Origin of the sequence: uncultured Roseobacter sp. (assembly GCF_947495025.1) — a bacterium.
In the GTDB taxonomy this organism is placed as follows: domain Bacteria; phylum Pseudomonadota; class Alphaproteobacteria; order Rhodobacterales; family Rhodobacteraceae; genus Roseobacter.
Genome location: NZ_CANLXG010000001.1, coordinates 510,528 through 528,854 on the forward strand (window position 1 = coordinate 510,528; position 18,327 = coordinate 528,854).

Here is an 18,327-nt window from a genome sequence, read left to right on the forward strand (position 1 = left end):
ATGCCTTGCAGAATCCGGCCTGCAGCCTCCACTGGCATGATGAAAAATGATTATTCGCGGACTGGTTGAATGCCGGAAACAGATCTCAGAATTGTGCCCCTGTCGCAACTTGCCGGCAACAGTGACTGGCGCCTGACACTGGCCCATGACCGCCGCGAACAGTTTCTGATCTGGGTTACGCGTGGTCAGGGACGGCTGTTGCTGAACGGACAGCGCCGGGGGGTCGGCACACACAACGCGATTGTGGTGCCAGCCGATCACCTTTTTTCGCTGGATATGGGGCGTCAGGGCGTGGGTCAGGCCGTGATTATCCCGGAAGGCTGTCAGGTTCTGTTTCCCCAGATGCCGCGACTGCTGCGTATCCGCGAAGTCAGCGCGATGTCGGAGCTGACGGTGCTGATGGAGGCTGCAACCCGGGAACAGGCAGCCGCCCGGCCATTGACCGCGCAGGCGATGGAAGCCCATGGCGCGCTGATTTCTGTCTGGCTGCAGCGACAGATGGCGCTGGAAGAACACATGCCGGAAAAACGCAATGCTGCGGCCAGACTCTGTGCTGCCTATTGCGGACGTATCACGGCACATTTCCGGGAAACCATGACGATGGCCGATCATGCCGCGGCGCTGGGCGTGACGCCGACGCATCTGACCCGGGCGTGCAAAGCTGCAACGGGACGGACCGCGGCTGATCTTCTGACGGAGCGTGTCCTTTATGAGGCTCGCAGTCTGCTGACCGGTACGCGCGCACCGGCACAGGATATCGCCCGCCATCTCGGGTTTGGCAGTGCCGCCTATTTCACACGGTTTATTCAGCACCACACCCAGGCCACGCCCACCGCATTGCGCCGCGCGGGTGCTCAGGCCCCCGAGCTTGCCTGACACCAGATACGGCACTTCGCAGCAACGCTGACAGAAAAAGCCGGAATGCGACCCCTGGATGTCGCAAATATTACACCGGATGGCGTTTGTCTGCGTTGACGGGGTCACCGTGATCATGCCTCATAGGGTCATAAATCAAAACCGGGGGCGCACGATCCCCGATAACTGACGCGCATCAGCGCGCTACAGCCTGACAACAGGGGCATCCATGGGACTATTCATACTCAGACGTCTGGGCGTGATGATACTGACGGCACTCTGCCTGACGTTCATCGTGTTCTGGCTCACCAATCTCTATCCAAACCTTGAGAAACTGGCCAAAACACAGGGCAACTTCCGCATGTCAGACGAAGCTGTTGCGAGCTTTCTCGACAAGAACGGCTATCTGCAGCCGATGCCGGTGAAATTCGGCCAGTGGCTTGGTGTCCTGCCCGGATGGGAGTTCGAAGACCCGGAAAGCGGCGAAATCTCGGGCCGGTGTTTTGCGGCCGGCACGCCGGAGGAAGAGCGCAGCACCTTTTGCGGTGTGATCCAGGGCGACTGGGGGTTTTCAACCGTATTCAAGGATGACGTCGGCGGTATCGTGGCCACCCGGCTGGGTCTGACGGGCAAGCTGATGTTTGCCGTGATGCTGGTGATGGTGCCCATGGCGCTGATCATCGGGGTGCTGGCCGGCATGCGCGAGGGATCGGTGACGGACCGGTCGCTCTCAACCTTCTCAATTGCCTCGACTGCCACGCCCGAATACGTTTCGGGCGTCATTTTTATTGCGGTCTTCGCCTCGTCGGCCTTTGGCCTGAAATGGTTCAAGGGGTCTGCGACCTCTGCCATGGAAAACGCCACCTTCGAGAACTTTACCCTGCCGGTGGTCACCATCGCGCTTTACGGCATGGGCTATATCGCGCGGATGACGCGGGCCTCAATGACCGAGGTCATGACCGCCCAGTACATCCGGACGGCGCGCCTCAAGGGCGTGAAATTCTCAGACATCGTTCTGAAACACGCCCTGCGCAATGCCCTTATCGCCCCCTTCACCGTGATCATGCTCCAGTTCCCCTGGCTGCTGAACGGGGTCGTGATTGTCGAGACGCTCTTTAACTACAAGGGCTTTGGCTGGCTGCTCGTACAGGCGGCAGGAAACAACGACATCGAACTGCTGCTGGCGGTCTCGGTTGTCTCGGTCGCCGTGGTTCTGGTGACACAACTGATATCGGATATCGGTTATGTCTACCTCAATCCACGCATCCGCATCGCATAAGGGAGATCTGTCATGGAAGAACTTTCCTGGGGCAGCATCCTTGCCCGCATGTTCCTTCAGCTTGGACCGGTCTGGATCTCGCTGATTGTCCTTTTCACCCTCTCGCTGACCTACAAGCGCCGGCTGGGCCTCTATGGCAAGCTTTTTGACAGCACGATCGGCATGATCGGTTTTGCGCTGGTGATGTTCTGGGTCTTTGTCGGCGTTTACGGCGGCCCGCTCGATATGCTGGTCACCCATGATCCTCTGAGCCAGGTCTCGGGGATGAAAAACAAACCGCCGGGCACACCGATGCGCGGGGTTGAGGAAGGCGAATACGCCTGGTTCCTGCTGGGCGGTGATAACCTGGCCCGCGATGTTTTCAGCCGCCTGATCAAGGGTGCCTGGGTGGTGGTGCAGATCGCACCGATTGCGACGCTTTTTGCCTTTATGGTTGGGATCACCCTGGGCCTGCCCGCCGGCTATTACGGCGGCCGCCTTGACACGACGCTGTCATTCCTGGCGAACCTGATCCTCGCCTTCCCGGTCATCCTGCTGTTTTACCTGCTGGTGACGCCGGAAATCGTGCTGACAGGTATTCCGAACTATATGGCGCTGTTCCTCTTTGTATTCCCGCTGATCTTTATGTGTATCCTGCTGAACTCGCGGTACTACACGCAGCCCAAGGTCCGTACGCCGCTGCTGATCGGTGTACTGGGTGGCCTCGGGTGGCTCTATCTGTCGCTTGTCTCGACCGACGGCAGTGTGGTTGCCACACCAACATACGCCATTCCGGGCCTGCCGCCGTTCCTAGACCTCTTTGACATTGATCCGGGCATTCTGGTGGTCTTTGTCTCGGTGGTTTTTGTGAACTCGCCGACGGTCTTCCGGATCGTGCGGGGCCTCGCCATGGATATCAAAACCCGCGACTATGTGGCGGCGGCCCAGACCCGAGGTGAAGGGCCCTGGTACATCATGCTCTGGGAAATCCTGCCCAACGCGCGCGGGCCACTGATCGTCGATTTCTGCCTGCGGATCGGCTACACGACGATCCTGCTGGGCACGCTGGGCTTCTTTGGCCTGGGGCTGGAATCGGAAAGCCCGGACTGGGGCAGCACGATCAACGCAGGGCGGCGTCTGCTGGCGCTTTATCCGCATGCGGCGATCGCACCCGCTCTGGCACTTCTGACGCTGGTGCTCGGTCTGAACCTGCTGGCCGATGGCCTGCGCGAGGAAAGCCTGCGCGACTGATGAGAGGTTGAGGGGGGCGCTGCCCCCCTGACCCCCGGGATATTCCGGGCCAGACGACGGCCCGCTCCAAAAGGAGAACGACATGGCAAAGACCAATTATGATGGTCCCATTCTGGAGATCGACAAACTGTCGATTTCGTTTTTCACGCGGCTGCGGGAAATTCCTGCCGTCATGGATTTTTCGGTCACGGTTCAGCCGGGCGAGGCTGTAGGCCTGGTCGGCGAGTCCGGATGCGGGAAATCCACCGTGGCACTGGGCGTGATGCAGGATCTGGGCAAGAACGGGCGCGTCGTCGGCGGCTCGATCAAGTTCAAGGGGCGTGACCTTGGTGCGATGAGCGACGAGGAACTGCGGGACATCCGCGGCTCTGAGATCGCGATGATCTATCAGGAACCCATGGCTTCGCTGAACCCGGCAATGAAGATCGGCAAACAGCTGATGGAAGTGCCCATGATCCACCAGGGCATGAACGAAAAGGATGCCTATCAGCGCGCGCTGCAGGTGGTGACAGACGTAAAGCTGCCTGACCCCAGGCGGATGCTGAACTCCTTTCCGCATCAGCTCTCCGGGGGTCAGCAACAGCGCATCGTGATCGCGATGGCGCTGATGTCAGAGCCCTCGCTGCTCATTCTCGATGAGCCTACCACAGCGCTCGATGTAACGGTCGAGGCCGCCGTCGTCGAACTCGTCAAGGACCTGGGCAAAAAGTACGGCACGTCGATGCTCTTTATCTCCCACAACCTCGGCCTGGTTCTGGAAACCTGCGACCGCATCTGCGTGATGTATTCCGGTGAGGCGGTGGAGCGTGGCTCTATCGAGGATGTGTTCGACAAGATGCAGCACCCCTATACGCAGGCGCTTTTCCGGTCGATCCCGCTGCCGGGGGCTGACAAGAACGCGCGGCCGCTGGTGGCAATCCCGGGGAACTTTCCCCTGCCCCATGAACGTCCCAATGGCTGCAACTTCGGGCCGCGTTGCGACTATTTCGAAGCCGGGAGATGCGACCAGGGCGTTATTCAGATGGATACTGTCCCGGGCAATGACCGGCACGCCACGCGCTGTCTGAAGTTCAACGAAATTGACTGGGATGCGCCGCTGGAACTGGCCGACGTCAAAACCAAGGGCGAGATCGGTGATGTCGTTCTTAAAATGGACAACCTCAAGAAATACTATGAAGTCACCGCAAATGCGATCTTCGGCGGCGGCGACAGAAAGGTTGTCAAAGCCAATGAAACACTGAGTTTTGAGGCGCGCGAATCCGAGACGCTCGCCATTGTGGGCGAATCCGGCTGTGGCAAATCGACGTTCGCCAAGGTGCTGATGGGCCTGGAGACGGCGACCGAGGGCGAGATCCTGCTGGACAACCGCTCCATCGGAAACACGCCCATCGAGGAGCGTGACACCAAAACTGTCTCTGAGGTGCAGATGGTGTTTCAGAACCCCTTTGACACGCTCAACCCGTCGATGTCCGTCGGGCGCCAGATCATCCGGGCGCTCGAAATTTTCGGCATCGGCGAAAATGAGAAAGACCGCCAGCAGCGGATGCTGAAGCTGCTCGATCTTGTCAAGCTGCCTCGCGAGTTTGCCACCCGCATGCCGCGGCAGCTCTCAGGCGGGCAGAAACAGCGGGTGGGGATTGCGCGCGCCTTTGCCGGTGACGCCAGGATCGTGGTGGCGGACGAGCCTGTCTCGGCGCTCGACGTCTCGGTTCAGGCGGCAGTGACCGATCTGCTGATGGAGATCCAGCGCGAACACAAGACCACGCTGTTGTTCATCAGCCACGACCTCAGCATCGTACGTTATCTCAGCGACCGGGTGATGGTGATGTATCTGGGCCATGTTGTCGAACTGGGTACCACCGATCAGGTGTTTGCGCCGCCCTATCACCCCTATACCGAAGCGTTGCTTTCGGCCGTGCCGATTGCCGACACCAGCGTCAAGAAAAAGCACATTGTGCTCGAGGGGGATATTCCGTCAGCGATGAACCCGCCTCCGGGCTGCCCGTTCCAGACCCGGTGCCGGTGGAAATCCGAAGTGCCGGGGGGACTTTGCGAAAAAGAAGTACCGCCGGTGCGCCGGCTGGAGGGCGATCACCAGGTCAAATGTCACCTCAGCGACGATATACTGGCCCGGATGGAGCCTGTGATCGAGGTGGGAGATGTCGCGGCCGAATAAGGCCGGTGCAGACAACAGCAAAGGCCCGGGCAGCGATGCACGGGCCTTTTGTACTGACAGAACAGACTGGTTCAGACGATCAGCGAGATGATCAGACCGCTGAGATAGCCCAGCGAGAATAACGCAAATGCCGGGCGTCGCGAGGCCACCACAAGCGAGATCAGGATGAGCACACCGCCCATCGCGAGACCGGCCATCGCCGGCCAGAAAACATAGTCGTGATATCCGGTGCCTGCAGCCCAGGGTGACCCTTCCCAAGACAGACCAATAAGAGCGATCGCAGCAATGACCCCCAGGACGGTCCCGATAAACAGAGCCTTGAGGTGGGCAAAGACCGGATGCTGACGCTGGCTGATCATTCCTGCAGGTGATGCGCCGGGCATGGTGGCGCTCATCTGGCGGATCGGAACAGAGCGGGTCGGCATGGCCTGCTGCTGCGACTGCTGGATACGCTCAAGGCGTGCATAGAAAACATCATTTGCCATATCGACGGCTCCCTCGTCACTTACCCTCTCTGGATGAACGGCGATCAAGGCAGCACTGTGGCCCGGATCGGGACCTGCTGTGAAAGTTTCCTGATTTTGCTGTGACGGAGGTGTGTCTACTGACGGCCTGTGATGATCCGCACGTAGTTCCGGGTTTCCCGGTAAGGCGGGATACCACCATGCTTTTTCACCGCGCCCGGACCCGCGTTATACGCCGCCAGCGCCAGCGGCCATGAGCGGAACTCGCGGTACTGTTTCGCCAGATAGCGCGCGCCGCCTTCAAGGTTCTCTTCGGGATCGAGCGGGTCGACCCCCAGCGCACGTGCCGTAGCGGGCATCAGCTGTGCCAGGCCGAGGGCACCTTTGTGTGATTTCGCACGCGCGTTCCAGCCGGATTCCTGTTGTACGAGACGCAGGAACAGGTCCTCGGGAATCCGGTGTTTGCGTGCCGCACGACGGGCCATATCAAGAAACGGACCGTCATATTTACCGGTGTAGCTGCCGTCGCCCCAGATGCTGGGCGTATAAACAGACGGCGGCTTCAGGCGCACTGAATTGTTGTACTGACTGGCAGCCCGGTTATCGAGAACGCTGGTCTGTGAGCGGAAAAGTTTGGTCCGGTTTTTCGAGGAGACCGTCTCGGACACAGCCGCAGTGCTGATGATGACCAGCACCAGAGCGCCGGCAATACCGATCCTTACTGCCATGTTGCAAAGCCCCCTCCGCGGACATCCTCCGCGCCACTATAGCCAAAACGACGACCGACACCAGCCTTGCCCGGTATGGTGGTAAAGCCATTGCCCGGCGCGGTTAACCGGTTTCAAACCATCGCGGGTCAGTATAGTTTTACTCAAATTCTGCCGGAGCGGATTCGCCACTGGGCGGGCACCGGGCCGGCGGCACACACCGTATCAGAGGGGGGCATGATGGCCGGCTCAGTAAACAAGGTTATTCTCATCGGCAATCTGGGGCGTGACCCCGAAGTGCGCACCTTTCAGAACGGCGGCAAGGTCTGCAACCTGCGCATCGCGACCTCCGAGACATGGAAAGACCGCAACACCGGCGAGCGCAAGGAACGCACCGAGTGGCACTCTGTCGCGATTTTCTCTGAACCACTGGCCCGGGTGGCCGAGCAGTATCTGCGCAAAGGCTCCAAGGTCTACATCGAGGGTCAGCTGGAAACCCGCAAATGGCAGGACCAGTCCGGCCAGGACCGTTACTCGACCGAGGTCGTGCTGCGCCCCTATAAATCCGAACTGACCATGCTGGACGGCCGCGATGGCGGCGGTGGTGGCGGCAACTTCGGCGGCGGCGGAGGTGGCCAGATGGGCTATGATGACCGTGGCGGCGACAGCTACGGTGGCAGCAGTGGCGGGGGCGGAAGCTCCAGCCCGGCACCGTCACGGGATCTGGACGACGAAATCCCGTTCTGATGCTGCCCGCGTGTTCTGTCCGCGCGCTCACACCTGCGGACACCGACGCGGCGCTGGCACTTTATACAGACCTTACATTCGGGCCGCCGGCGGACAACGCGGCGGCCTTTCTACAGGTCCTGAAGCACCCGGGCACAACCGTATTCGGCGCGTTCCATGAAGGTGCCGCAGTGGCCATGGTAACCCTGCACCTGCTGCCGAATGTGACCTGGAACGCACGACCCTATGGGCTGATCGAGAACGTGGTGACGCACCGCAACCACCAGCGGCTCGGATTCGGGCGCGCGGTGATGTCTGCTGCAATCGGGGCCGCCTGGGCCGCAGATGCCTATAAGGTGATGCTGATGACCGGACAGAAACGCGGGGCGCGCGGATTTTACGAAAGCGTCGGGTTTTCGTCAGAGGACAAGCACGCGATGGTGATCCGCCGCACCTGAGTAATGTCAGGTCCGCAGCGCATCTTCGAGCACGGACAGAACCGCATCGCCCGGAACATCGCCGGTGACAAAAGCCTCTCCGATGCCGCGTGTCAGGATAAACCGCAGCTGCCCCTGCACGACCTTTTTGTCCTGTCCCATCAGACCCAGCAGGGTCGCTGCATCCGGCAGATCGCCCGGGATATCGCTCAGGTCGGTCTTCATGCGCATCGCTTTCAGATGCGCCCTGACACGGCTCGGGCTTTCCTGGCTGCAAAGGCCCATACGGGCGGAGAGCTCGTAGGCCAGGGCACAGCCGATCGCCACACCCTCGCCATGCAGCAGCCGGTCAGAATATCCGGTCGCCGCTTCAAGCGCATGACCGAACGTATGACCCAGGTTCAGCAGCGCGCGATCCCCCTGTTCGGTCTCATCGCGTTCGACAATATCGGCCTTCATCTGCACCGACCGGCGGACAGCCTCGACGCGCGCCTCCATGTCGCCGGCAGCCAGCGCCGGACCATTCACTTCCAGCCATTCAAAGAAATCAGCGTCGCCGAGCAACCCGTATTTCACGACCTCACCGTAACCGGCCAGAAAATCCCGTGCCGTGAGCGTGCCCAGAACGGCCGTATCTGCCAGTACCAGCGTGGGCTGGTGGAACGCGCCGATCAGATTCTTGCCCTGTGGGGCGTTGATGCCGGTCTTGCCACCAACCGAGCTGTCAACCTGAGCCAGCAGAGATGTCGGGATCTGCACAAACCGCACGCCCCGGCGCAGAACAGCCGCTGCAAAACCAACGAGATCACCGATTACACCGCCGCCAAAGGCAACAACGATGTCGCCCCGCTCGATTTTCTGATCCAGCAGCCATTCAACGGATTGTTCCAGCGGGCCCCAGGATTTGGTCGCCTCTCCCGCGGGCAGCAGGAGTTCTGTGGCCTCGATACCAGCCGTTGCCAGACCGTCCTTCAGCGCCTGCAGATGCAGGCCTGCGACTGTTTTATCGCTGATAACAGCCACTTTCGGGCGTCGGAGAAATGGCGCGATATGTCTGCCTGCATCCGCAATGAGGCCAGGCCCGATCCGCACATCATATGCCCGGCCCGGCAGACTGACATGAACGATTTCAGGCATTGCAGCGCTCCAGGACATCAGGCCGTGTTACCAGCACATCCGCGACGCGCTGCGCCATCGCTTCGAGTGACACCGGGGGCGCACAGGGCACGCGCACATCGGCACGGCTGTAGTCCGGCACCCGCGCTTCAAACAGCGCCTCGAGCGTGGCGCGGGGGTTTTCGGTGCGCAGCAATGGCCGGGTATCGCGGTGTCTGACCCGGTTCCAGAGCAGGTCAATATCCGCGTCCAGCCAGACCGCAACACCATGTTGGGAAATCTTGGCGCGGTTGACCCCGGACAGATAGGCACCGCCGCCGGTGGACAGGACGCAGGGCGCGCCCTGCAGGAGCCGCTGGATCACCTCTGTTTCCCGCGCCCGGAAAAAGGCCTCACCGTCACGGGCGAAGATTTCCGGAACGGTCATATTCGCTGCCTGTTCAATCTCGTGATCCGAATCGAGAAAGGGCACGTCGAGCAAAGCCGCCAGTGTGCGGCCTACCGCAGTCTTTCCGGCCCCCATCATACCAACCATGACAATCGTCTTTTTCAGCACAAAACGGTGCGTTCCGGAGGTATCGGCCAGGGATTGCTGAAAATCGCTCATAATCGTCTGAATGACGTGATATTGCTGAAAAGGCCATATATAAGTTGCTTAAAAAGCGCAGGCAGGCAAAAAACAGGGCAGCACAATGGGACGTTTGTTCAAACTTCTGATCTATCTTCTGATCCTCGGATTTCTGGGGCTTACAGGATACGCCTATGTCGGCCCGTTCTTCGGGGCTGACTTTGGCGCGCCCCAGTCAGAAGTCCGGGTACCTGTCACGCTGGATGCTGAGTAGGTTTCCCCCATATATTGTCGCGGCACTGTCTCTCGCGCAGCCTGCGGGCGCGCAGGATCAGCCGCTGTCGGCCATTGACTGGATCGACAGCCAGCCTGTGGTTCAGCAACAGCCCGTTGCATCCGTCCCGCTGGCGCCGTCTGCCGCCAATCCCGAACGGCTGCCACCCGATGTCACCGTAGCCCCCCTGAACGAGCGGGTTCAGCGGCAGATCGGACTGGTGCCGCCGGATGTCACAGGTCTGCCGCCCGGCCTCTGGGCCGGCAGTGACCCGGATGTCCTCAGCACACTGCTGGAAAGGCTGCCCGATCTGCGCCTGCCGGCCGCGCAGGCTTTGTTGTACCGTGCCGTGCTAACCGAGGCCTATGGACCCGGCGATGATGCTGCGACCGAGGATGTCTTCACTCTGGCCCGCGCCCGGGTTCTGCGGCGCAGTGGCGCGCTGGAGCCTGCCCTGGCGCTGATCAGTCAGTCCGGTCCTGTGCGCGACAAAGATCATTTTGCGGCATTTATGGATCTGGCTCTCCTGACGGGTGATGAAGACGCCGCCTGCGCCTTGCTGACCGACCGGCCGCATCTCGCGCCGAGTGCCGGACACCGGATATTCTGCACGTTGCGTGGCGGCGACTGGGCGACCGCTGCTGTCCTGTATGATGCAGGCAACGCGCTTGGAGCCATCGCACCGTCACAGGTCAACCTGCTAGCGCGCTTTCTTGACCCTGACCTTTTCGAAGGCGACCCGGCGCTGGCCCCTCCGGCGCAGATCACCCCGCTGCTGTTCCGCCTGCATGAAGCAATCGGGGAGCCGTTGCCCACCAGGTTCCTGCCCCGCGAGTATGCGGTTGCAGACCTGCGCGATCTCGCGGGATGGAAAGCGCAGCTGGAAGCGGCCGAACGTCTGTCCCGTGCCGGCAGCCTGCCGGACAATCAGCTTCTGGGGCTGTATACTGCGCGCCGACCTGCAGCATCGGGCGGCGTCTGGGACAGAGCATCGGCAGTTCAGAAACTGGAGGCCGCGCTGCAGCGCCCCTCCGTCGCGGAAACAGCAAGCGCCCTGCCCCTGGCCTGGCAGGCCATGCAAAGCGCGCGCCTGGAGGTGCCGTTCGCAACACTTTTTACCGATGACCTGGACCGCGTGGCGCTGACCGGCCAACCCGCGGCAATCGCGCAGCGTATGCGCCTGCTGTCCCCGGGCTTTGAGGACGCGCCGGCGCTGCCCGGTGATCTGGCCACGGCCATCGCCAGAAGAACGCCGCTGCCTCTGGCCGCAGGAACCGCGCGGGATGCAGCAATTGCTGCTGCCTTTTCCGGCACGCCGCGTCCGGACAAATCAGACCGGCAACAACTCGGTCAGACCATCCTGACCACACTGGCCACCCTCGAGGACGGCGCGGCCGGCGATCCTGTAGCACTCCAACAGGCGCTGGAAACACTGCGCGGTCTCGGATTTGAAACGACAGCGCGGCGGGCAGCGCTGCAGGTGCTGTTGCTGGACAGGTACAACCCGTGAGCCGCGCAGCATGGATCCCCGCCTTTCTTGAGGCCCAGAGCGCTGAACTGGGCGCCGCGCATAACACGCTGCTTGCCTATGGGCGCGATCTTCAGGCCTTTGACACCTGGCTTGAACAGCAGTCTCAGGATTTCGCAGGGGCCACGCGCAATGACGTGGAGGCCTATCTGATCCGGTGTGATGCCGAGGGGCTGTCGCGGGCGACCAGAGCGCGCCGTCTGTCCGCCATCAGACAGCTTTACCGCTTTGCCTTCGAGGAAGGCTGGCGCGCAGATAATCCCGCGCTTCAGGTTGCGGGGCCCGGGCGGGACAAACGCCTGCCGAAAACCCTGACTGAGGATGAGGTCGACCGCCTGCTGAATGCAGCCCGCACGGCCGGACGCGCCGGCACCGACCGGCTGCGCAATGTCTGCCTGATGGAATTACTCTATGCGACCGGCATGCGGGTCTCGGAACTGGTCAGCCTGCCCGTCAGCGCGACGCGCGGCGACCCGAGAATGCTGCTGATTTCCGGCAAAGGGGGCAAGGAACGCCTCGTGCCTTTGTCCCCGCCGGCACGTGCCGCACTGACGGACTGGCTGGAAATCCGTGACCGGGATGACCAGGCACGGCGCGATAAGGGCCTGCCCCCGTCAAAGTTTCTTTTCGCCTCGCGCGGTAAATCCGGACATCTGACGCGGCACCGTTTTTATGCGCTGATCAAAGAGCTCGCGGTCGAAGGCGGTGTCAGCCCCGCCAAAGTCACGCCACATACCCTGCGACATGCATTTGCCACACATCTGCTGGCCAACGGCGCTGATCTGCGATCCATTCAGACGTTGCTGGGCCACGCGGACGTCGCGACGACAGAGATTTACACACATGTGCTGGAAGCGCGTCTGCAGGAGCTGGTCCTGACCCGTCACCCTCTGGCGAAAGACGGCAGCCGCAGCGACGACGGCAAAACATCCTCGGACGGCCAGTAACCGCTGCGCAGCGCGCTGTGGTAGCCCTGGACAAGTCCGGCATCCTCCATCCGGGCAGCTGCAGTCTCTGTATCATAGCTGAGATGGTGAAACAGCACTTCGCCACCGTCGATGACAGCATAGCGTGTCTGCTGACGGCCATCATGCGGCGGCATGCCGATCACACCTGCGTTGATCCAGCGACCGTGGCTCACAGTGCGGATGAACGGGATACCACAATGCCCGGCAATCACATGATCCACAGGCCCGGTGATGTCTTCCAGCGCGGCCCACTCGTCTGCAAACACCGTTTCATCACTGTCGTGCCATATAAACCGCGCGATGTCCGTCACACCGCCATGGATAACGGCGTACCGCGCGCCCTGGTGCCGGAAAACCGCAATATCCGGGCAGTTGCGCATCCAGTCTCTGTCGGACACGCTGATCTGAGATGCTGCAAAACTGTACCAGGAACCGCTGAGCAGATCACAGGCAGAGCCTGCGTCAAATCCACATCCGCATGTGTCCGCCCCTGCTGCCAGCTGTTTTTCGCAATTGCCCGCTACAACGCAGATGTTTTTGTCCCGCAACAGCGCCACGCTTTCACGCGGCGCGGCACAATAGGCCACCGTATCGCCCGTACAGACCATGTGCCCGGACCCGATCCCGGCCGCCTCTGCCTCCGACATCAGCGCCTGCAGTGCGTCAATATTGGAATAGGGCCCGCCAAAAACCAGCACAGCCCCATCCAGTGTGCCCAAATCCTGCAGCATCGCAGGCTCCTCTCTTGATTGCAGCCGGTAGCGCCCCCATAACCAAAGAGCATAATTTTCAAAGGTATCATCCCAAATGGACTCTGTCCCCGCAACGCTTGATGCAGCTTTCTGGATCATCTCCGGAATAATCCTTACGCTGCTGGTGCTCTCCGGCTTCTTTTCCGGTTCAGAGACTGCCCTCACGGCAGCCTCCCGCGGCAAACTGCGGGCACAGGCCGACAAGGGATCACGCGGGGCGGCACGGGCCCTGCAGATCACAGAGGACAACGAGCGTCTGATCGGGTCAGTCCTGCTCGGCAACAACCTTGTGAACATTCTGGCGACGTCACTTGCCACCTATATCTTTACCCGCGCGTTCGGCGACAGCGGTGTCGCCGTTGCGACCTTTGTCATGACGCTTCTTGTTCTGATCTTTGCAGAGGTTCTGCCCAAGACCTACGCAATCACCAATTCGGAAAAAGCGGCCAGTTTTGTATCCTATCCGATCAGCCTGGTGGTGCGGGTATTCTCACCGATTGTGGCTGTGGTCCGGCTGCTGGTGCGGGGCGTGCTGCGCCTCTTCGGGGTCAAGATCGACCCCGACAGCAACATTCTTGATGTGCACGCGGAAATCGAGGGCGCGCTTGCCATGGCGCATCAGGAGGGCGTTGTCGAAAAAGAGCATCGTGACCGCATTCTTGGTGCGCTGGATCTCAACGAACGCGCCGTTGAAGAGATCATGCTGCACCGCTCCGGGATCGAGATGATCAATGCAGCCGATGCGCCCGAGGACATTCTTGAACAGTGTCTTCAGTCCAGCCATACCCGCCTGCCCGTCTTTCAGGATGACCAGGAGAATATTATCGGCGTGATCCACGCCAAGGACCTGTTGCGCGCCATGTACAAGATCATTGGCGGCCCGGACGGCGACGCCGCAAAACTGCGCGGCTTCCGTTTGTCAGATGTGGCGATGAAACCCTATTTCGTGCCTGAAACCTCGACGCTCGATGAACAGATGCGGCAGTTCCTGCGCCGCAGAACGCATTTTGCTCTGGTTGTGGATGAATACGGATCCCTGCAGGGCCTGATCACACTCGAGGACATTCTCGAAGAGATTGTTGGCGAGATCACCGACGAATTCGACCCACAGGCGGAGCATCCAGTGCAGCGTTCCGAAGACGGGCAGTATGTCGTTGACGGTGCCATGACGATACGCGACCTGAACCGCGCGACCGACTGGAACCTTCCGGACGAGGAAGCCAACACTGTCGCGGGGCTGGTCATTCACGAGGCGCAGATGATCCCCACCGTGGGCCAGGTGTTTTCTTTCCACGGGTTCCGTTTCGAGGTGCGCGCACGCGACGGCAACCGGATTACAGAGCTTAAGATCCGGCCACTCTGAGCGGCGCTGTGATGCCATCAGACGGTCTTTTGCGGCGCTGCAGCAAAGCTGTTCAGATCATCCTGGCGAGCATCGGAAGAGAAGCATCGCACGGTGAATACTGACGGTCATTGCGCAGAAAACCGCGCGCAAAATGTTCTCGCAGAGGTTGTATCGGCAGTGATATGCCTGGGCCGGAAAACCTGTCCGTAAGTGCCTTGTTCCTGCCTTAAATCCCGTTTTCCTGTCCGTCAGGATGATTCGCAAACGCAGCGCGACGTTGGGTCACCCGCCTCATTATCCCCATTTCATCAACAATAACGGGCATTATACTGCGTTTATTAATCATTTGTTTCCAATCAGAGGTCCTTTTTTAATCACCTGTTAAACCGTCCGAAATTTTATTTTCCCCCGAAAATAGCAGGGACGGGAGCGGTCCATACCAGCGAAAACCGGCGGAAATTCGCTCAAACCGTTGAAAATCAGGGGTTTTGACGAAAATTGCCCCTTTACAGACTTCAACCACCAGTAGAAGCTTTCAGAGCTACTGTCCTTAACTGCGAATTTCTGCAGTGCGGAATGACGTTAATACCTGTGGACATGGCATTTTTGTGTTAATACTTTGTTATCGACTTTAACGGTGCCTTTTTAAGGTGCCTCTTTCCACCAGGAGGCTTTTGATGAATAAGCTAAGTATACTTACATGTGCGTTTGCACTGACTGCGACGACGGGCTTTGCGGCCACAGTCGACTTTGAAGATGAGGCACCACTGAGTTCCGACCCGCTGAGCGTCGGCACAATGTTCTCCAACGGCATCATTGATTTCTCGTCCACCGAGAACATGCAGCTGGTCGTTGTTGGCGAGCCAACAAGCGGTTTCGTTCCGGACGACATGCCGGTCGGTGGTGACTTCGGTGAGATCTTCCTGACAGGCGATTTCGACGGCGACACGAACATGAACCTGACATTCGGTGCACACACACTCGACTTTATCAGCTTTGATATCGCTGACATCGACGGTGACGAGCCCGGCCAGGACTTCGGCGGCGTTGGCGTAGACCCGACAGACAATGACGAAGTGTTCACGTTCGAGTTCCTGCTCGATGGCATCCTTCAGGGTTCCGTGGTTGTTGACGCTTCGGACGTAGACGGTGACGGCGAAATCGCAACCATCTCCTATGCTGGTCTGTTTGACGAAGTGTCCATCGTTGGTACCACCAACGGTCACACCCGTAACATCGGCTGGGGCATCGACAACATCAATACCAACCAGGTACCTGTACCTGCCGCTGGTCTGCTGCTGCTCGCGGGCATTGGTGGTCTCGGCGCGCTGCGTCGTCGCAAGAAAGCAGCCTGATCTTATCAGGTTTCTGAATGTGAAGGGCCTCGCTGAAAAGCGGGGCCCTTTCTCTTTGCGCCACTGGCCTCCCGGTCAGCTGCGCAGCCTGGTCCCGGCGGGATCAAACGGCGGCTCATCCAGGATTGTGGCCCCGTGCGGCTGTCCCAGAACCATAACCTCGACACGATCACCCGCCTGAGCGCCTGACACGTAACCCATCGCAAGGCTCATCCCGACGGAATAGCCATAAGCCCCCGACGTGACCCGCCCGACCCCCTGCCCGTCTTTGAAAATGGGCTCTCCACCGGTCGCATCCGCGTTTGATGCATCGGTGGCCTCTGCATCGAGGGCCAGTATCACCAGATGTTCCCGGGGCTTCTGTGCAAGAGTTTCACTGACCGCATCCCTGTTGAGAAAACTCTTGTCCATCTTGCAAAGGCGGTCCAAACCGACTTCCTGTGGCCAGTATTCCGGGCTGTATTCGCGCGACCACGAGCCATACCCCTTTTCAACGCGCAGGGACATCAGCGCGCGGCTGCCGACAGGCCCTGCGCCGAAATCCCGGCCAGCGGCCAGCAAAACCTCCAGCAGGCGCGCCTGATCGTCCGCCGCACAATGCAGCTCCCAGCCCAGATCGCCTGTGAAACTCACCCTCAGGGCCAGCACGCGGATACCGCTGAGCTCAACCCAGGACGACCGCATAAATGGAAAATCTTTGGTCGCCAGCGGCGTATTGGTGAGCCGTTGCAGCATGTCGCGCGACTTTGGACCGGCCACATTGAACCCACAGAATGCCTCTGTTCTGCTTTCAAAGACTGTGCCGTCCGGCAGCGGCACCTGCCTGAAGAAACGCTTGTGGTACCGCTCGGCCATGCCCGAGCCGATCACCCAGAATTCGTCCTCTGCCAGCCGGGTTACGGTGAAATCCCCGGCAATGCCGCCGCGTTTTCCGATGAGTGGTGTCAGGCAGGACCTTCCCACAGACTTTGGCATGTTGTTGGCAAAAACGCTGTTCAGCCAGGCTTCGGCCCCCGGCCCCCTGCAGACGTATTTGGCAAAGTTGGAGATATCGATGATCCCGGCGTTTTCCCGCAGCATTCTGCATTCACGCCCGACCGGTTCCCACCAGTTCTGGCGGGTAAAACCGTCGGTATCGGTTGTCCCGGGCGTATCAGCGTACCACAAAGGGTGCTCCCAGCCATAGTTCAGCCCGAACACAGCACCCATTTCCTTCTGCATGTCATAGGCAGACCGCTTGCGCATGGGGCGTCCTGCTGCGCGTTCTTCATTCGGGAAGTGAATTTTGAAGCGGTTGGCGTACTGGTCGCCCACCCGTGCTTTGGTGAACTTTTTGTCCGCCCATTCTCCGAAACGCGCCACGTCCCAGGCGAACATGTCATACCGTGTCTCACCGGTGACAATCCAGTCTGCTGCCAGCAGCCCCATGCCGCCCGACTGCGAGAAACCGGGAATAATGCCGTTGCAGCAGAAATAGTTACTGAGTTCGGGTGCCGGGCCAAACAGTACATTGGAATCCGGTGACCAGATCATCGGACCATTGATCACGCGTTTGATCCCCGCCTCGCCCACCGCCGGAACGCGTTCAATCGCGCGCATCATGTTGTCTTCGATCCGTTCCAGATCATCCGCGAAAAGCTCGTGCCCGAACCCCTGGGGCGTGCCGTCTTCTGCCCAGAACCGCAGGTCCTTTTCATAAGCCCCCACCAGCAGGCCCTTGCCCTCCTGGCGCAGATAATACTCACCATCCCGGTCCGCGACGGATGGCAAGCGCCGGTCAAGGGCGTCGATTTCGGCAATGGTTTCAGTGACAAAGTATTGATGCTCTGTCGGCTGCAGGGGCAGTTCCAGTCCCGCAAGCGCTGCAACTTCGCGCCCCCAGAGGCCGGCCGCATTGACCACCCATTCCGTTGCAATGTCACCGTTGGGTGTTCGAACGATCCAGGTGCCATCCGCCTGCTGTTCCGTAGCGGTCACAGGACAGAACCGGATGATCTCGGCGCCGTTCTGCCGCGCACCGCTGGCATAGGCGTTGGTCACCCCCGACGGGTCCACATTGCCACCGTCAGGCTCCCACATGATGCAGCGAATTCCGTCAAAATCCACCAGCGGATGCAGCCGCTCGGCTTCGTTGCGGCTGACTTCGTGGAAGTTCATGCCGTAGAGTTTCGCTTTGGCGGCCTGCAGCCGCAGCTGATGCTCGCGCGCTTCGGTCTGTGCAAGATAGAGCGAGCCGGGCTGAAACACGCCGCAGGACTGGCCGGTCTCGGCCTCAAGGCTGTTATACAGGTTCATTGTATAGTGCTGGATGCGGCTGATGTTGGTGCTGTCGTGCAGGCCGTGAATGTTCGCCGCGGCGTGCCATGTGGAGCCGCTGGTCAGCTCGTCCCGCTCCAGAAGAACCACATCGGTCCATCCCAGTTTCGTCAGGTGGTAAAGGATCGAGCAGCCGATGACACCGCCTCCGATGACGACGGCCTGGGCATGTGTGCGCATGATACTTTCCTGTTCTGCGGGTCCTCGCGCTCATACTGACCCGCCTGCTCG

General features: G+C 60.2%; 17 protein-coding genes. 11 read left to right on the forward strand and 6 right to left on the reverse strand.

Going from position 1 to position 18,327, the window contains the following annotated elements; translation table 11 throughout:
• Positions 1 to 69: 69 nt before the first annotated feature.
• From Q0792_RS02495 to Q0792_RS02510, 4 genes are all read left to right on the forward strand, one after another.
• The gene (locus tag Q0792_RS02495; protein WP_298836080.1) at positions 70 to 876 is read left to right on the forward strand and encodes an AraC family transcriptional regulator; all 807 of its coding nucleotides are present in this window, start codon (positions 70 to 72) and stop codon (positions 874 to 876) included.
• Between the two features lie 208 nt (positions 877 to 1,084).
• On the forward strand, positions 1,085 to 2,134 hold the full coding sequence (locus Q0792_RS02500) for an ABC transporter permease (RefSeq protein WP_298836082.1): 1,050 nt from the start codon (positions 1,085 to 1,087) through the stop codon (positions 2,132 to 2,134).
• A gap of 12 nt (positions 2,135 to 2,146) precedes the next feature.
• Positions 2,147 to 3,364, forward strand: a complete 1,218-nt coding sequence (locus tag Q0792_RS02505; protein ID WP_298836084.1) for an ABC transporter permease — start codon at positions 2,147 to 2,149, stop codon at positions 3,362 to 3,364.
• Between the two features lie 82 nt (positions 3,365 to 3,446).
• The gene (locus Q0792_RS02510) at positions 3,447 to 5,540 is read left to right on the forward strand and encodes an ABC transporter ATP-binding protein (RefSeq protein ID WP_298836086.1); all 2,094 of its coding nucleotides are present in this window, start codon (positions 3,447 to 3,449) and stop codon (positions 5,538 to 5,540) included.
• Positions 5,541 to 5,611: 71 nt separating this feature from the next.
• On the opposite strand, the gene Q0792_RS02515 is transcribed toward Q0792_RS02510, so the two are convergent.
• Together Q0792_RS02515 and Q0792_RS02520 are read right to left on the reverse strand one after the other, a co-directional pair.
• On the reverse strand, positions 5,612 to 6,025 hold the full coding sequence (locus tag Q0792_RS02515) for a hypothetical protein (protein ID WP_298836088.1): 414 nt from the start codon (positions 6,023 to 6,025) through the stop codon (positions 5,612 to 5,614).
• Positions 6,026 to 6,141: 116 nt separating this feature from the next.
• Positions 6,142 to 6,732, reverse strand: a complete 591-nt coding sequence (locus Q0792_RS02520) for a lytic transglycosylase domain-containing protein (protein WP_298836090.1) — start codon at positions 6,730 to 6,732, stop codon at positions 6,142 to 6,144.
• 219 nt (positions 6,733 to 6,951) lie between these two features.
• Here Q0792_RS02520 and ssb point away from each other — a divergent pair, with 219 nt between their 5' ends.
• The gene (ssb, locus tag Q0792_RS02525; RefSeq protein WP_298836092.1) at positions 6,952 to 7,458 is read left to right on the forward strand and encodes a single-stranded DNA-binding protein; all 507 of its coding nucleotides are present in this window, start codon (positions 6,952 to 6,954) and stop codon (positions 7,456 to 7,458) included.
• Positions 7,458 to 7,895: a GNAT family N-acetyltransferase gene (locus Q0792_RS02530; RefSeq protein WP_298836094.1), complete on the forward strand. Its 438-nt coding sequence runs from the start codon at positions 7,458 to 7,460 to the stop codon at positions 7,893 to 7,895. The genes ssb and Q0792_RS02530 overlap by 1 nt, the downstream gene beginning before the upstream one ends.
• 6 nt (positions 7,896 to 7,901) lie before the next feature.
• Here the strand turns inward: Q0792_RS02530 and aroB are convergent, their stop codons facing one another.
• Together aroB and Q0792_RS02540 are read right to left on the reverse strand one after the other, a co-directional pair.
• Positions 7,902 to 9,011: a 3-dehydroquinate synthase gene (aroB, locus tag Q0792_RS02535; RefSeq protein WP_298836096.1), complete on the reverse strand. Its 1,110-nt coding sequence runs from the start codon at positions 9,009 to 9,011 to the stop codon at positions 7,902 to 7,904.
• Entirely contained in the window at positions 9,004 to 9,597 is a 594-nt protein-coding gene (locus tag Q0792_RS02540) for a shikimate kinase (protein ID WP_298836098.1), read from the reverse strand. Before Q0792_RS02540 ends, aroB begins: the two co-directional genes overlap by 8 nt.
• 85 nt (positions 9,598 to 9,682) lie before the next feature.
• Between Q0792_RS02540 and Q0792_RS02545 the strand changes: the two genes are divergently transcribed.
• The 3 genes from Q0792_RS02545 to Q0792_RS02555 are packed head-to-tail and all read left to right on the forward strand — an operon-like array spanning position 9,683 to position 12,307.
• The gene (locus Q0792_RS02545; RefSeq protein ID WP_298836100.1) at positions 9,683 to 9,832 is read left to right on the forward strand and encodes a hypothetical protein; all 150 of its coding nucleotides are present in this window, start codon (positions 9,683 to 9,685) and stop codon (positions 9,830 to 9,832) included.
• Entirely contained in the window at positions 9,822 to 11,342 is a 1,521-nt protein-coding gene (locus tag Q0792_RS02550; protein WP_298836102.1) for a hypothetical protein, read from the forward strand. Before Q0792_RS02545 ends, Q0792_RS02550 begins: the two co-directional genes overlap by 11 nt.
• Positions 11,339 to 12,307 (forward strand): site-specific tyrosine recombinase XerD, encoded by a 969-nt coding sequence (locus Q0792_RS02555; RefSeq protein WP_298836104.1) that lies wholly within the window; start codon positions 11,339 to 11,341, stop codon positions 12,305 to 12,307. The genes Q0792_RS02550 and Q0792_RS02555 overlap by 4 nt, the downstream gene beginning before the upstream one ends.
• Here the strand turns inward: Q0792_RS02555 and Q0792_RS02560 are convergent.
• Positions 12,244 to 13,059: a metallophosphoesterase family protein gene (locus tag Q0792_RS02560; protein ID WP_298836105.1), complete on the reverse strand. Its 816-nt coding sequence runs from the start codon at positions 13,057 to 13,059 to the stop codon at positions 12,244 to 12,246. The two genes, Q0792_RS02555 and Q0792_RS02560, sit on opposite strands and share 64 nt — an antisense overlap.
• Positions 13,060 to 13,135: 76 nt before the next feature.
• On the opposite strand from Q0792_RS02560, the gene Q0792_RS02565 reads away from it, so the two are divergent.
• Together Q0792_RS02565 and Q0792_RS02570 are read left to right on the forward strand one after the other, a co-directional pair.
• Positions 13,136 to 14,443 carry an HlyC/CorC family transporter gene (locus Q0792_RS02565; protein WP_298836109.1) on the forward strand — a complete coding sequence of 436 codons (1,308 nt, stop codon included), beginning with the start codon at positions 13,136 to 13,138 and terminating at the stop codon, positions 14,441 to 14,443.
• Between the two features lie 659 nt (positions 14,444 to 15,102).
• Entirely contained in the window at positions 15,103 to 15,780 is a 678-nt protein-coding gene (locus Q0792_RS02570) for a VPLPA-CTERM sorting domain-containing protein (RefSeq protein WP_298836111.1), read from the forward strand.
• 75 nt (positions 15,781 to 15,855) lie between these two features.
• On the opposite strand, the gene Q0792_RS02575 is transcribed toward Q0792_RS02570, so the two are convergent.
• Entirely contained in the window at positions 15,856 to 18,276 is a 2,421-nt protein-coding gene (locus Q0792_RS02575; RefSeq protein WP_298836113.1) for an FAD-dependent oxidoreductase, read from the reverse strand.
• Positions 18,277 to 18,327 lie beyond the last annotated feature (51 nt).